The following is a 13,634-nucleotide window of genomic DNA, read 5'->3' as shown; positions in this document are numbered from 1 at the left end:
GGCTCGGTTACTCGAGGTCGAAGCGGTCGAGCTTCATGACCTTGCTCCATGTGTCCACGAAGTCCTGCACGAATTGCTCCTCGCCGTCTTCGGCGCCGTAGACTTCCGTGATGGCACGAAGTCGGGAGTTCGACCCGAAGACGAGGTCGACGCGCGAGCCCTTCCACTCGACCTCACCGGTTTCGCGGTCGCGCAGTTCGAAGACCTCTCTGTCGTCCGAGACCGGTTCCCACTCGTAGTCCATGCCGAGGACGGTCTCGAAGAAGTCGTTGGTCAGCGTCTCCGACTGGTCAGTGAAGACGCCGAGGTCCGAGTCCTGGTAGGTCGCACCCAGCGTGCGCATCCCGCCGACCAGGACCGTCATTTCGTCGGCTGTCAGGTCCAGGAGGTCTGCTTTGTCGACCAGCAACGCTTCGGCCTTGCGGTCAGCCTCGTCACTGAGGTAGTTCCGGAACCCGTCTGCTTCCGGTTTGAGCGCCTCGAAGGACTCGACGTCGGTCTGTTCGGACGTGGCGTCGGTCCGGCCCGGCTCGAACGGGACCTCCACGTCGTAGCCGGCATCTGCCGCCGCCTGCTCGATCGCTGCGTTGCCGCCAAGCACGATCAGGTCGGCGAGCGAGACTCGCACGCCGTCGGCTCGCGAGTCGTTGAACGCCGCCTGAATCCCTTCGAGGGTTTCCAGCACCGTCTCGAGCTCGTCGGGCTCGTTGACTTCCCAACTCCGCTGGGGTTCGAGGCGAATCCGGGCCCCGTTCGCGCCGCCGCGCTTGTCGCTGTCGCGGTACGTCGACGCCGCCGCCCAGGCGGTCTTGACCAGTTGAGAGATCGAGAGGTCCGACTCGAGGAGCTCCGCTTTGAGGTCGGCGATTTCGTCCTCGCCGATCAGCTCGTAGTCTGCGTCGGGGAGCGGGTCCTGCCAGATCAGCTCCTCGTCTGGCACTTCCGGTCCGAGGAACCGCTCTGCCGGGCCCATGTCACGGTGAATCAGCTTGTACCACGCCTTCGCGAAGGTCTTCTGGAACTCACGTGGATTCTCCTGGAAGCGCTCGAGGATCTCGCGGTAGTCCGGATCTTGTTTCAGCGCGATGTCCGTCGTGAGCATCATCACGTCTTCTTTCTCCGACGGGTCCTCGACGCCGGGTGCAGCCTCGTCGAGTTCGCCGTTCTGCGTGGTCCACTGCCAGGCACCGCCGGGACCCTTCTCGGGCCACCAGTTGTACTCGAGGAGCGTGTCGATGTAGCCCATGTCCCACTGGGTCGGCGTGGTGTTCCACGGGCCCTCGATCCCGCTGGTGATCGTGTCGGCTCCCTTCCCGGAGCCATGATCGCTCTTCCAGCCCAGCCCCTGCTCTTCGATCGGGGCTGCTTCGGGCTCGGGGCCGACGTGCTCGTCGGGGTCGTCGGCACCGTGGACCTTCCCGAACGTGTGGCCGCCGGCAATGAGCGCGGCCGTTTCCTCGTCGTTCATCGCCATTCGGGCGAACGACTCGCGAATGTTCGCCGCCGACGCTTCGGGGTCCGGCTCGCCGTCCGGTCCCTCCGGGTTCACGTAGATCAGCCCCATGACGGTCGCGCCGAGGGGATCCTCGAGTTCGCCCTCGTTGTCGAAGCGATCGGAAGCCTCCATCTCGTCTTCGGGACCCCAGTCGACGGCCTTGTCGGGCATAAAGTCGTCTTCACGACCGCCGGCGAAGCCGAACGTCTCGAATCCCATCGACTCGAGGGCGACGTTCCCGGCTAGGACGATCAGGTCGCCCCACGAGAGCTTGCGGCCGTACTTCTGCTTGACAGGCCAGAGCAGTCGACGTGCCTTGTCTAAGTTCGCGTTGTCGGGCCAACTGTTGAGCGGCGCGAGACGCTGGCGACCGCCGGATGCGCCACCACGACCGTCGGTGGTACGGTACGTACCGGCGCTGTGCCACGCCATCCGAATGATTAGCGGTCCGTAGTGACCGTAGTCAGCCGGCCACCACTCCTGCGATGTCGTCAATACGTCTTCGATGTCCGCTTTGACGGCCTCGAAGTCGAGTTTCTCGAACTCCTCAGCGTAGTCGAACTCCTCGCCCCGCGGATCGACTTGCTGAGCGTTCTGATCGAGAATCTCCAAGTTCAACTGATTTGGCCACCAGTCTTGGTCAGACCCAGTCATCAGTAGGTGTTTGTTGATTTCGCCTATTAAGATTTCCTACTTCTGCAACGAAGTATTCTGAGTACGAAAAGCAATCTTACTCATTCGTGATTTTTTATCAGTGGTAAGCGTACGCCATGTAGCCACACTCCAGCTGTGACCTGTCGCTGCGTACTGGAGTTCCCAGGGCCACATAGGCCTGTGTCTGAAAAGACAGTCGCTAGCTATCAGCAGCGGGCCGCCCGAGTCGGCAATAGAGCGTTCTGGAGTCTTGCTTGGTTCGACGGAGTTGAGCAGCGATAGCGCTCGGGTTTCCTTGGTCGCGAGAGCAAGCACTTCCAGATCACCGAATCCATGGTTTGGACTGTCGTCGTGGAGACATGGTTCATACCGATGACGACATCGGATCAAGGAAGAGTTTGTGTGCCGAACAGACAACAGTCGGCAAAAAATCGAGTTCCGCCCAATCGGCAGGAAGCTATCGAGGGCTCGTTGTTACTCTTCTTCTTCGGGGGTATCGGCCACGTCGCTGTCGATGCGTCGGCTAACATCTACTTGATAGTTTTCGAGGATATCTCGACCAAGCAGGACGGGATAGTCCATGTGACCGCGATCCTCGACGCTTGCCGTGACGGTGTGTTGGTTACCGCCGACGCCGACGACGACGTCGACAACCGGTCGGCTCTTGGCCTGCTTGCTGCTGCCGGAGCGGATCCGGGTGATGGATTTGATCGGTCCGGCACCGATGTCGGCGGCGAGGCTCGTGTCGATGCTCGTCCGCGTCGCGCCGGTGTCGGATTTGGCCAGTACCGATTTCGACCCGCTCGTGCCAGAGAGGACGACCTCCTCGGTGTAGCCGATCACGGCTGGTTCGGTGTCCTGTGCGATCGCTTCCGTCGGCTGGGCCGTCGGCCGGGAGTCGTCGAGAACGTTCGAGAGGTCTCGCACGCGACCGTCGTCGACCTCGCCGCCGGCACGTTCGATCGCCAGTTTGGCGATGTAGGGTGCGGGGCTGACCTGTGTCGCCTCGTAGAGCCCCTTGAAGCCGGCGGTGGGGTTTACCTCGAGGACGTACCAGCCGTCGTCGCCCTCGACGAGGTCGACACCGGCGTAGTCGAGATCGACGATGTCAGCTGCGCGCTGGGCCATCTCGGCAGCCTCCTCGGGGAGGTCGTCGGTCGCGTTTTCGACGGAGCCGCCGAGTGCGACGTTGGTTCGCCAATCGTTGTCCGGCGCGTAGCGATACATCGCGGCGACGACCTCGCCGCCGACGACGTAGACGCGCAGATCGCGGTGGCGGACGTCTTCCTGATCGACCAGTTCCTGCAGGAACGCATACCGGTTGCCGACCTTGGCATTGATCGGATCGTCGGGGCCGACCTTCCACGTCCCGCCGCCGTGGGTGCCGATCGCCGTCTTGTAGACCGCCTCCTCACCGTACCGACTCCGTGCGGCATTCAATTGATCGCCGCTTAGCGCAAGTGTGACATCGGGCGTCCGGACGTCGTTCCCCGCGAGTGCGGTCGCCGTCGAGAGCTTGTGGATCGCGGTCAGCACCGAATCCGGCTCGTTGAGCGTCGGCACCAGCTGGGAGAACGTGTTCGCGAGACCCAGTTCCTCGGCGGGCTGTTCGGTATTCGAGAGCAACATCCGGTTTGCGATCACGTCGACCTCGGGATCGAGAACGGGACTGCCGTCGGTGACGCTGATCGACGTGTTTTCCGCGCGAAGCCACTCAGTGTCGTGTCCGAGATCCTCGACGGCGTTGAGAATTGCTTTCGTTTCCTTGCTCGTATGAAGACTCAATACCCCGACAGTTACGGGATCTGCACCGGTCATACAGGCTAGACTCCCACCCGTCGGATAAGTATTGGCAGTTCAGGCGACTCACACAGGGCCACGCGCTATCGTAGCAGACATGACTATTAACTAATCACTGACCGCACCTGTCCCGGATCGACCAGCCCGCTGACCACCGCGAGCAGCGCCCAGGTGATCGCACCGATGGCGATCGCACCACCCAACATGAACAGACTCGAGACAAGCGGCGTCACGAGCAAGACGGCGACCGCCATCACGCCAGTAATCGCACAGATCAGGCCCGTCGTGCGGGCAAGCCGGACGACGTTCAAATCGAGTTCGGTGTGGACGACATAGAGGTTCACCGCCACGTACACCGTATGTGTCGCGACCGTCGCGATCGCCGCACCGACGACGCCGATCCACGGAATCAACAGGATGTTCAGCCCGAAATTAGCGACCGCCGTTGCGCCTTTGGCGATGGCACGCGCTCGAGCACGCCCCAGATAATCCAAACTGTCACTGGTCAGGTTCGTGATCGCCTGCAACACGACGAAGCCTGCAAGCACCTGCAACACCGGCACCGCCGCCGCGTAATCGGTCCCGAAGACCATTGTCAGGAACGGCCCCGCGACGATCGCGAGCCCGACCGCTGCCGGAATGTAGAGCAACAACACGTTCGTCAGCGAGGTCTCGTAGATCCGTCTGGCCTTCTCGAGTTCGCCCGCGGCCTTCTGTTCGCCGAAGTTCGGCGAGATGGTAAAGCCAAGCGACGCGGCGGGTGCGAGGACGAAATCCGAAATTTGCTTTGCAAGTGTGTAGAACGCGACTGCAGCCGGGTTGAGGAAGAGTCCGACCAGGACGATGTCGATCTGCTTGTCGATGACGTTCGCACTCTGGGTTGCTGTCAGCGGCACGCTGTACTCGAGCAGCCGTCTCGAGAGCCCCTCCTCGTACTCGTCGGCTGGATCGTACTGTCTGTAGAACCCGTAGTAGAGGATCCCAATGCCGATGACGCCGGCGAGTGCGTAGCCGACGATGTATCCGAAAAACGCACCGAGCGCGCCGAGGCCAGCGAGGACGAACGCGACAGCAAATATCAGCCGTCCCGCGCCGCTGATCGCCTGCACGATGGCGCTGTAGCCGAGGTGGTTGAAGCCCTGAAACGCCACTTGCGAGAAGGTACTAAACGAAAAAGCGACGAGATAGAGGACGCCCGCGGCGAGAAAGGGGATCGCCTCCGGTTCGCCGAGCGCGGTCGCGATCCACTCGTGGTAGAGCAACAGCACGTACGCGATGAACGTGATCAAGACGAGTTTAGCCGCGACCGTCGTCTTGAGGAGATACGGCACCTGTCCCGGATCCGTCTCGCGATACTCGGAGAGATACCGAGCGACGGATCGCGAGAGACCGAGATCGGCAAAGAGCTGGATAATGGCCAGCACCCCGATCGCCCAGTACAGCGTGCCGTATCCGTTCGGATCGAGGAGGAACCGCGCCAGTACGAACATTAGAAGCGCGCTTGAAAGCATGTAGACCGCGCGCGCAACGAGCGTTGCCTTGAAGCCGTGAACGATGTGATCTTCCCTGTTCATTCGACGTACTCACCCCGACGAGACACCCATAGTCATCCGGCGGTGCAGCCGAGAGTGACCCACGTACACCTCGCATCGACGGGTCGACCAATTGTAATGCGGGGACAACAGACGGCAGGCAGTCATCACAACAGCAGTGACAGTTGGTGTTTCGGCACGGAATCCGTCCCAGGCCGCCTTCCGAACCGATTGAGAGCGAAGCAGGTGGTAACGCGATTCAAACAGCTGAAAGGCAACCGTACGGACCGGATAGACACTCGTTACGGTCGGTCACGGCACCGAGTAGCCATCGCACGAACGACGGTGAGAACCGAATTCGACGTTGTCTAGAGGTGTGCGGAGTCCCACCGGGTCGCTTTCCGCCGGTTCCCGCAGTTGTTACACTCGATCCGTCCCATCGCGTCCATCGCGTTATCGATCGAGTCACAGTTCCCACAGAGCCAGGCGTAGCGTTCGTCCCGGTCTTCGGTCCGGTAGGCCGTGTAAAACGGTGCCTTCGAACCACGGGCCGCTTCACCGTAGCTCACGTAGACCGTCTCACCGTCGACCGTGACCTCGTCGATCGCACCCCACTCGCCGTCGCCCTCGAGGTCGCTTTCGACGTAGACGTTCTCCGTGAACGTCTCCGAGCCGATCTCGATCTCGCGCTGGCCGGCCTGCTCGAAGCCGTGAGTGCGGTAGAACTCGTTGCCGACCTCGTTGTCCTCGAGCACGAAACACTGGATCTCGTCGGCGCCCTTCTCGAGCAGCGTCTCGCGGGTTCGAACGAGGAGTCGGACGCCGGTACCGCCGTCACGGTGGTCGGGATGGACGTGCAACCAGAGGAGATGGCCGGTGTGTGTCTGTTGGCCGATCAGTTCGCTCTGGGAGAAGGCGACGATCTCGTCGTCATCGTCTTCGACGACCAGAAAGACCACGCGGTCGTCGTCGAGATCGTCGACGAACGAATTACCGTACCATTGCTCGATCGCATCGTCGATCGTCTCTTCGGCGAGAAACGCCGTGTACGTAGAGTTGAGCGAGTCGTGTGCGATGGTGCGAATCGCTTCGGCATCCGATTCGGTCGCCTCTCGAATTTCCATGGGTGACCATAGCACGGCATGATACAAAACGTATGCCCACAACCCCAGATTCTGCTATCCGTTGTTCGAACGAACTCGGCGTTCGCCGCGAAAGTGACACGAAACGGCCCGAGAACCAGTCAACGACGACTTTCAGAGACGATACACAGTCTCCTCGAGCGATAGCCAAGGGGGAAGATTCACGGTGATGCCCCCGGAGAACTTTCTATGAGCGACGATACGGCGACCGAACCGCCCGACGACGGACACGAAACCGACGTGACGAACGAGCCGTTTACGTACAACGGCGGGCGCGTCGATCCCGGCGAGTCGGCGAACATCCGGTATGGGATCAGCGAAACGTATCTCGGGGATCCGGTCAGGATTCCCGTCACGGTGATCAACGGCGAACACCCAGGGCCGACGGTCTTTCTCTCGGCGGCGGCCCACGGCGACGAACTCAACGGCATCGAAGTCGTCCGCGAGGTCGCCCACGACTGGGATCACTCGATCCTCCACGGGACGCTGGTCTGTCTGCCCGTGATGAACGTCCCCGGCTTCATCGCACAGGAACGGTATCTGCCGATCTACGACCGGGACTTAAACCGGTCGTTCCCCGGCCGCGAGGGGTCGACCAGCGCCAGACGGATGGCCCACCAGATCTTCACGAACTTCATCGAACCCTGTGACCTCGGCGTCGACTTCCACACGTCGACACGCGGGCGGACGAACATGCTCCACGTTCGGGGCAACATGGAGCGACCGGACGTTTCCAGACTCGCCAACGCGTTCAGTTCGAACGTTATCATCGCGGGCGAGGGCCCGTCCGGAACGCTGCGCCGCGAAGCCAGCGAAGCCGGTATCCCCACGATCACCGTCGAGATGGGCGAAGCCCACCGCTTCCAGCGCCGGCTGATCGATCGCGCGCTCACCGGCGTCGCGAGCGTGCTCGCCGAGTTCGGCCTCCACCGGGAGTCGTCGGTCCACTGGCCCGGCTGGCGGACCGTCATCGACACCGACGACGAGAAGACCTGGCTCCGCGCCGACGCCGGCGGTATCGTCGACATGAAACGCGGTCGCGGTGCGCTCGTCGAGGAAGGCGAAGTGATCTGTGCCATCACCAACCCGTTCAAAGAAGAAGAAGACATCGTCACCGTCGAAGCGCCGTTTACCGGCCTCATCGTCGGCGTCCTCGAGAACCCCGTCGTCTACCCGGGGAATCCGCTCTGCCATCTGGTCGGCCTCTCGCCGGATACGCTCACCGCGCTCGAGCGAGAGCGGACGACCGAGCGGTCTCGGTCGGAACTCTGAGATCGCGGCTGAGCGCTTTGGGACAGCGCTCACACACACCACGGGTAACGCGGCGGTCGTACTGACCCGAACCGATTCGGTGACCAGTCAAAAACGAGTTTCAGTTCTGTCACGTCAGTGATGCACTGAGGCGGTGGCTGACAAGATAAAAGTAACTTCTATACCCCCGCGGTCTAACGGACCACATGAGCGTATGAGTCAGTCTTACAATCGCGGTCTCGTCGAGGACTTCGGGCGCTGGAAGGAGTTCTCGGCCGGGATGTGGGCATGGATCTTCCACAAGTTCACCGGATGGATCCTGATCGGCTACCTGTTTACCCACATTTCCGTGCTGAGCACTTCTCTCGGCGCAGCCGGTAACGAAGCGGCAATCATGAGCGAAACGGACGTCTACACCACGACGCTGCAGGGACTCGAGAGCCTGTTCCTCATCCGGCTGCTCGAGATCGGCCTGCTCGCGGTGGCCGTCTTCCACATCTTGAACGGCCTCCGCCTGCTGATGGTCGATCTGGGCGTCGGACTCGAGGCACAGGACAAGAGTTTCTACGCCTCGTTGGTGCTGACGGGTGCGATCACCGTCGCCAGCGTCCCGACCTTCCTGACGGGGGTGAGTCTCTAATGGCAGAACGATACTCCTCGTTTACGCCCGGCGGGACCGGCTGGTTCTTCCAGCGAATCACGGCGGCGTTTCTCGTCGTCGTCCTCGCCTTCCACTTCTTCCTTCTGCACTTCGTCAACCACGCGTACGAGGTAACCTTCATGGGTACTCAGGCCCGAATGGAGAACATCGGCTACCTCCTGACGATGGTCCTGTTCCTGGTCACCGCCGCGTTCCACGGCGTCAACGGCGTCTACAACGCGCTGGTCAACCAGGGCCTCAAGGGCACCCAGAAGAAGGTCATCCTGGCGGTGCTGACCCTTGCCGGGCTCGCACTCGTCGCACAGGGGACCTACGTCGCACTCGTGATGGGGGAAATGATCTAACATGAGCACGCAACAAGCCGAACCCGACACGCAAGAAGCACCGGAAGACCCGGAGATGAAAGGCGCGGAGTCTCCGGCAGCCGAGAAGCAAAAAGGCGGCGGCATGGTCGACGAGCGTGACGAAAGCCAGGCCGAAATCGATGGAGAGACGGTCCACATCAAGGTGTTCCGCTACGACCCCGAGGTCGCGGCAAAACAGGAACCCCGATTCGACGACTTCCACGTTCCCTTCGAGAAGGGGATGACCGTCCTCGACGCGGTCATGTACGCCCGCGACGAGTACGATTCGTCGCTGACGTTCCGACACTCCTGTCGGCAGGCGGTCTGTGGTTCCGACGCCTTCTTCGTCAACGGCAAGCAGCGACTGGGCTGTAAGACCCAGATCTCCGACTTAGAGCAGCCGATCCGCATCGAGCCGCTGCCACATCAGGAGGTCGTCAAGGACCTGGTCGTCGATATGGACCACTTCTACGACCAGATGCACGCCGTCGAGCCGTACTTCAAGAGCGAAGACACGCCCGACGCGAGCGAACTCGAAGAACAGCGCCAGTCGCGTGAAAACCGCGAGAAGGTCAAGATGTCCACGCGCTGTATCTGGTGTGCATCCTGTATGTCCTCGTGTAACATCGCAGCCGGCGACAACGAGTATCTTGGCCCTGCGGCGATCAACAAGGCCTACAAGTTCGCGATGGACGACCGCGAGGAAGCGGATATCAAAGAACACCGACTCCGCATCTTAGAACAGGAACACGGCGTCTGGCGGTGCCAGACCCAGTTCTCCTGTACCGAAGTGTGTCCGAAAGACATTCCGCTCACCGAGCACATTCAGGAGCTCAAGCGGGAAGCAGTCAAGAAAAACCTGAAGTTCTGGTAATCATGTACGAACACGACGTTATCGTGGTCGGCGCCGGCGGTGCCGGCCTCCGAGCCGCGGTCGCAGCGCACGAAGCGGGAGCCGACGTGGCGATGGTCACGAAGCTCCACCCCGTCCGCAGCCACACTGGCGCTGCGGAAGGTGGCATCAACGCCGCCTTACAGGAAGGCGACGACTGGGAACTCCACGCCTACGACACGATGAAGGGGTCGGACTACCTCGGCGACGCGCCGGCGGTCGAGACCCTCGCCCAGGACGCCCCCGAAGAGACCATCAACCTCGAGCACTGGGGGATGCCGTTCTCCCGCGAGGAAGACGGCACTGTCTCACAGCGACCGTTCGGTGGCCTCTCGTACCCGCGGACGACCTACGCTGGTGCCGAGACCGGCCATCACCTGCTGCACACGATGTACGAACAGGTCGTCAAACGCGGCATTCAGGTCTACGACGAGTGGTACGTCATGGATCTGGCGACGACCGACGAAGACGACCCCAACGACCGCGAGTGTCACGGCGTCGTCGCCTACGACGTTCAATCCGGTACGATTGAGGGCTTCAAGGCCAACGAGGGCGTCGTCCTCGCGACCGGTGGCCCCGGCCAGGCGTTCGACCACACGACCAACGCCGTCTCCTGTACCGGCGACGGACAGGCGATGGCCTATCGTGCGGGCGTCCCCCTCGAGGACATGGAGTTCATCCAGTTCCACCCGACGTCGCTGCCGTCGACGGGTGTCCTCATCTCCGAGGGTGTCCGTGGCGAAGGTGGCATCCTCTACAACAACGAGGGCGAACGCTTCATGTTCGAGCACGGCTACGCGAACAACTCCGGCGAACTCGCCAGCCGCGACGTCGTCGCTCGAGCAGAGCTCACGGAGGTCAACGAGGGCCGTGGCGTCGACGACGAGTACGTCCACCTCGACATGCGCCACCTCGGCGAAGAGCGCATCATGGACCGCCTCGAGAACATTCTGCACCTCGCGGAGGACTTCGAGGGTGTCGACGGTCTCATCGAGCCGATGCCGGTCAAACCCGGCCAGCACTACGCGATGGGCGGCATCGAGGTCAACGAGAACGGCCAGACCTGTATCGATGGCCTCTACGCTGCCGGTGAGTGTGCCTGTGTCTCCGTCCACGGCGGCAACCGACTGGGCGGCAACGCCCTGCCGGAACTGATCGTCTTCGGTCGGCGCGCTGGCTACCACGCTGCCGGCGGCGACCTCGGCGAGGCCGAGATCAAGACCGGCTACGGCGACGACGTCGAGGACGAAACCGACACCGAGTTCCCGGTTGCCCCCGGCGCAGCGGGACTCGAGACGAGCGGCGGCGTCGCCGCCGACGGCGGTGTCTCCGTCGATGCAGAGGGCGTCCTCGAGCGACACGTCGAGACGGCCCGCGAGCGCGTCGACGGACTGATGGACAAAGACGACGGCATCCAACACTCCGAGATCCGCGCGAAGCTCCAGCAGGCGATGACCGACTACGTCAACGTCTTCCGGACCGAGGAGGGCGTCAAGAAGGCGCTGGAGATCATCCGCGAGTGCCGCCAAGAGTATCAGGACGTCTACGTCGACGACCCGTCGCGGACGTTCAACACGGACCTCCAGCAGACCATCGAAACACGGAACCTGATCGACGTCGCCGAGACGATCGCACTCGGTGCGCTCGTCCGTGACGAGTTCCGTGGCGCTCACTGGCGCAAGGAACACCAGGAACGCAAAGACGAGGAGTGGCTCAAACACACGCTCGTCTCCTGGGACGACGGCAAACCCTCGATCTTCTATCGCCCGGTCATCCTCGAGGGAGAGAACAAGACCTACGAGCCGAAAGTGCGAAGCTACTAACCTCGCGATTCAGATTCCGATTTTTCAGCGCGATCGACGCCTCGAGTAGAACGGTTTATAGGTCCGTCGTACCATGTCCTCGCTATGGACGACGATCGAACCGACCGGCGAGCCCCCGTGGTTCTCGTCTTGTTGCTCGTCGGGACTGGCGTTCTCCTCTATAGCTACCTCCCACCGACCCTGCTGCCGTTCGTCGCCACTGTGTTCGCACCCGCGGCGATTCTGTTGTTGATCTGGGCTGCGATGCGGCTCTCGGTGAGCGTCCGGTCAGCGTAACCGGGCCTTCTGGAGCTACAGGCCGAGCGTCTCGAGGAGATCGACACCGACGCCGAAATACTCGACCACCCTGTATCCGAGATAGATCCCGACGATACCCATGAGACCGGGAAGCTCCGGCGGTGCAGGGATCGGGATATTGAGAAATCGAAACAGTCCACCGGTGACCAACCCGGTCAGAAGCGCCAAAACCGTAAGCTGCGTCGACATTGCGTTTCCTATACGGCTGGCTGTAAGTCAGTGTAGCGGTTCATCGAGCCGAATTCGAGTCCGCTAGAGCTCGATCCGTTCGACCAACTGCTCGCGATTTTCGTTCGTGTTGACGGCGACGATCCGGATCTGATCTGCGAGGCCGGAATCTTTCAGTTTGGCTTTGAGTAGGTTGTCGACCTGATAGACGCCGGCGGCGTTGGTCATCTCGATCTCGACCATGACGGGCGTCGTATCGCCCTGCTGGAGCGACACGCGACTGATCGCCTGACTCGAGAGGGTGTTGATCCCACGACCGCCGGACTCGTAGGGAATGCGAGAGCGACCGTGTTCCATATCGAGGGCGTCGGCGACGCGAATAACGCCGGCTTCGGTCGTCAGCGGCGTCTCGGCGGTGTGATGGCAGAGAATGGCGTGGAGGATTTCGCCTTTCATTCGGACGGTCTCGGCGACATCGTAGAATTCGGGGAGGACCCGCTCGAGGATGTCTGCCGCCAGCGGGATCGAGTAGTAGGCGTGGCTGTCGCGGTGGACGACGTGGCCGACATCGTGGAGCGTCGCCGCGAGCGCGATGATGACAGATTCGTCTTCCTCGGCCAGTCCCTGCTGGCGAGCCCCGTTGAAATCGACGTTGCCGACCTTGAGCAGGTCGTACAGACACAGCGCCCGGTTGCGGACGATCTCGATGTGTTTCGTCCCGTGGTCGTTGTATCGCATCCGATCGACCGCGTTGATGTTCTGTGCCTCGAGGTACGCTGCGATCTCTTCGTCGGCCTTGATGTACTCGAGGACTCGGTTGAGCTTCTCATCGGGGAACGCGTGGTCGTCGTCGGGAGAGTAAACACGGCGGGAATCCTCGTCGGCGGCAGAATCGCTCATACTGATCTCTCGGGTGCGGACTAAAAAAGTTCTGCGACGGGTGGCAGGCTGGTCCGCAGGTGGTCGTTAGGAGCAGTTCTCGACTGCTGCCTCGACCTCGTCGTAGTCGGGCTCGACGCCGGGGTCGTCGCTAACCCACGAGTAGACGACCTCGCCGTCGCCGTCGACGACGAACACCGAGCGCTTGGCGACGCCGTAGACGCCCAGATCGGCGAAGTCCATCTCGATGTCGTAGTCGTCGACGACCTCCTTGTTGTAGTCGCTGAGCAGGCCGAACTCGAGGTCGTTCTGTGCACGGAACTCGTTGAGCGTAAACGGCGAGTCCCGGCTGACACCGTAGACGCTGGCGTCGAGGTCGTTGAAGGTGGCCAGCCGATCCTGGAACGTACACATCTCGGTCGTACAAACACTCGTGAACGCGCCGGGGAAGAAAGCCAGGACGATCGGCGCGTCGTCTTCCAGCCGTTCCGAGAGGGTGAACTCCTCGATGTCGCCGTTCGCAAGCGGTGCGGTGAAATCGGGTGCGGCGTCTCCGGTCGTTACCATCGTCAGTCCGTTGCAACCACGCGGGAAAGACAGTTTCGTTCGCGGAACGGTTTCGACGGACGGCAGTCAGCGGTCCCGTCGCTGATACGGACTCCTGTCAGTCAGTGCCGGTGGGACCGCGGCCCGCAC

General features: G+C 61.9%; 13 protein-coding genes. 6 read left to right on the top strand and 7 right to left on the bottom strand.

Going from position 1 to position 13,634, the window contains the following annotated elements; all coding sequences use genetic code 11:
- Nucleotides 1-7 precede the first annotated feature (7 nt).
- The 4 genes from katG to ACERI1_RS03280 all read right to left on the bottom strand — a co-directional run bounded on the left by katG (nucleotide 8) and on the right by ACERI1_RS03280 (nucleotide 6,605).
- Nucleotides 8-2,149, bottom strand: coding sequence for a catalase/peroxidase HPI (katG, locus tag ACERI1_RS03295; protein ID WP_373616604.1), 2,142 nt, complete (start codon nucleotides 2,147-2,149; stop codon nucleotides 8-10).
- A gap of 474 nt (nucleotides 2,150-2,623) precedes the next feature.
- Nucleotides 2,624-3,967, bottom strand: coding sequence for a RimK family alpha-L-glutamate ligase (locus ACERI1_RS03290; RefSeq protein ID WP_373616602.1), 1,344 nt, complete (start codon nucleotides 3,965-3,967; stop codon nucleotides 2,624-2,626).
- Between the two features lie 86 nt (nucleotides 3,968-4,053).
- On the bottom strand, nucleotides 4,054-5,523 hold the full coding sequence (locus tag ACERI1_RS03285) for a flippase (protein WP_373616601.1): 1,470 nt from the start codon (nucleotides 5,521-5,523) through the stop codon (nucleotides 4,054-4,056).
- A 326-nt stretch (nucleotides 5,524-5,849) separates the two neighbouring features.
- Nucleotides 5,850-6,605, bottom strand: a complete 756-nt coding sequence (locus ACERI1_RS03280) for a GNAT family N-acetyltransferase (RefSeq protein WP_373616600.1) — start codon at nucleotides 6,603-6,605, stop codon at nucleotides 5,850-5,852.
- 207 nt (nucleotides 6,606-6,812) lie between these two features.
- Here ACERI1_RS03280 and ACERI1_RS03275 point away from each other — a divergent pair, with 207 nt between their 5' ends.
- From ACERI1_RS03275 to ACERI1_RS03250, 6 genes are all read left to right on the top strand, one after another.
- Nucleotides 6,813-7,895 (top strand): succinylglutamate desuccinylase/aspartoacylase family protein, encoded by a 1,083-nt coding sequence (locus ACERI1_RS03275; RefSeq protein WP_373616599.1) that lies wholly within the window; start codon nucleotides 6,813-6,815, stop codon nucleotides 7,893-7,895.
- Between the two features lie 193 nt (nucleotides 7,896-8,088).
- Nucleotides 8,089-8,514 (top strand): succinate dehydrogenase, cytochrome b556 subunit, encoded by a 426-nt coding sequence (gene sdhC, locus ACERI1_RS03270; protein ID WP_373616598.1) that lies wholly within the window; start codon nucleotides 8,089-8,091, stop codon nucleotides 8,512-8,514.
- Complete coding sequence (locus ACERI1_RS03265; RefSeq protein ID WP_373616597.1) at nucleotides 8,514-8,879, top strand: succinate dehydrogenase hydrophobic membrane anchor subunit; 366 nt, start codon at nucleotides 8,514-8,516, stop codon at nucleotides 8,877-8,879. The genes sdhC and ACERI1_RS03265 overlap by 1 nt, the downstream gene beginning before the upstream one ends.
- Before the next feature lies 1 nt (nucleotide 8,880).
- A complete protein-coding gene (locus tag ACERI1_RS03260) occupies nucleotides 8,881-9,753 on the top strand; it encodes a succinate dehydrogenase/fumarate reductase iron-sulfur subunit (protein WP_373616596.1) in 873 nt (290 codons plus the stop codon).
- A gap of 2 nt (nucleotides 9,754-9,755) precedes the next feature.
- Nucleotides 9,756-11,594, top strand: a complete 1,839-nt coding sequence (locus ACERI1_RS03255) for an FAD-binding protein (protein WP_373616595.1) — start codon at nucleotides 9,756-9,758, stop codon at nucleotides 11,592-11,594.
- Nucleotides 11,595-11,678: 84 nt separating this feature from the next.
- On the top strand, nucleotides 11,679-11,870 hold the full coding sequence (locus ACERI1_RS03250; protein WP_373616594.1) for a hypothetical protein: 192 nt from the start codon (nucleotides 11,679-11,681) through the stop codon (nucleotides 11,868-11,870).
- 15 nt (nucleotides 11,871-11,885) lie between these two features.
- Here the strand turns inward: ACERI1_RS03250 and ACERI1_RS03245 are convergent, their stop codons facing one another.
- The 3 genes from ACERI1_RS03245 to ACERI1_RS03235 all read right to left on the bottom strand — a co-directional run bounded on the left by ACERI1_RS03245 (nucleotide 11,886) and on the right by ACERI1_RS03235 (nucleotide 13,505).
- A complete protein-coding gene (locus tag ACERI1_RS03245; protein WP_373616592.1) occupies nucleotides 11,886-12,080 on the bottom strand; it encodes a XapX domain-containing protein in 195 nt (64 codons plus the stop codon).
- 63 nt (nucleotides 12,081-12,143) lie between these two features.
- On the bottom strand, nucleotides 12,144-12,959 hold the full coding sequence (locus ACERI1_RS03240; RefSeq protein ID WP_373616591.1) for an HD domain-containing protein: 816 nt from the start codon (nucleotides 12,957-12,959) through the stop codon (nucleotides 12,144-12,146).
- Nucleotides 12,960-13,025: 66 nt separating this feature from the next.
- The gene (locus ACERI1_RS03235) at nucleotides 13,026-13,505 is read right to left on the bottom strand and encodes a redoxin domain-containing protein (RefSeq protein WP_373616590.1); all 480 of its coding nucleotides are present in this window, start codon (nucleotides 13,503-13,505) and stop codon (nucleotides 13,026-13,028) included.
- Between the last annotated feature and the right edge of the window lie 129 nt (nucleotides 13,506-13,634).

Source organism: Natrinema sp. HArc-T2, from assembly GCF_041821085.1.
Lineage (GTDB): Archaea > Halobacteriota > Halobacteria > Halobacteriales > Natrialbaceae > Natrinema.
The sequence above is the reverse complement of the archived record's forward strand: the minus strand, read 5'-3'. Positions and strand labels throughout refer to the sequence as shown.

Excerpts from the sequence above, each read along its gene's own strand:
- katG (WP_373616604.1), bottom strand. The coding sequence starts at position 2,149 with ATGACTGGGTCTGACCAAGACTGGTGGCCAAATCAGTTGAACTTGGAG.
- ACERI1_RS03290 (WP_373616602.1), bottom strand. The coding sequence starts at position 3,967 with ATGACCGGTGCAGATCCCGTAACTGTCGGGGTATTGAGTCTTCATACG.
- ACERI1_RS03285 (WP_373616601.1), bottom strand. The coding sequence starts at position 5,523 with ATGAACAGGGAAGATCACATCGTTCACGGCTTCAAGGCAACGCTCGTT.
- ACERI1_RS03280 (WP_373616600.1), bottom strand. The coding sequence starts at position 6,605 with ATGGAAATTCGAGAGGCGACCGAATCGGATGCCGAAGCGATTCGCACC.
- ACERI1_RS03275 (WP_373616599.1), top strand. The coding sequence starts at position 6,813 with ATGAGCGACGATACGGCGACCGAACCGCCCGACGACGGACACGAAACC.
- sdhC (WP_373616598.1), top strand. The coding sequence starts at position 8,089 with ATGAGTCAGTCTTACAATCGCGGTCTCGTCGAGGACTTCGGGCGCTGG.
- ACERI1_RS03265 (WP_373616597.1), top strand. The coding sequence starts at position 8,514 with ATGGCAGAACGATACTCCTCGTTTACGCCCGGCGGGACCGGCTGGTTC.
- ACERI1_RS03260 (WP_373616596.1), top strand. The coding sequence starts at position 8,881 with ATGAGCACGCAACAAGCCGAACCCGACACGCAAGAAGCACCGGAAGAC.
- ACERI1_RS03255 (WP_373616595.1), top strand. The coding sequence starts at position 9,756 with ATGTACGAACACGACGTTATCGTGGTCGGCGCCGGCGGTGCCGGCCTC.
- ACERI1_RS03250 (WP_373616594.1), top strand. The coding sequence starts at position 11,679 with ATGGACGACGATCGAACCGACCGGCGAGCCCCCGTGGTTCTCGTCTTG.
- ACERI1_RS03245 (WP_373616592.1), bottom strand. The coding sequence starts at position 12,080 with ATGTCGACGCAGCTTACGGTTTTGGCGCTTCTGACCGGGTTGGTCACC.
- ACERI1_RS03240 (WP_373616591.1), bottom strand. The coding sequence starts at position 12,959 with ATGAGCGATTCTGCCGCCGACGAGGATTCCCGCCGTGTTTACTCTCCC.
- ACERI1_RS03235 (WP_373616590.1), bottom strand. The coding sequence starts at position 13,505 with ATGGTAACGACCGGAGACGCCGCACCCGATTTCACCGCACCGCTTGCG.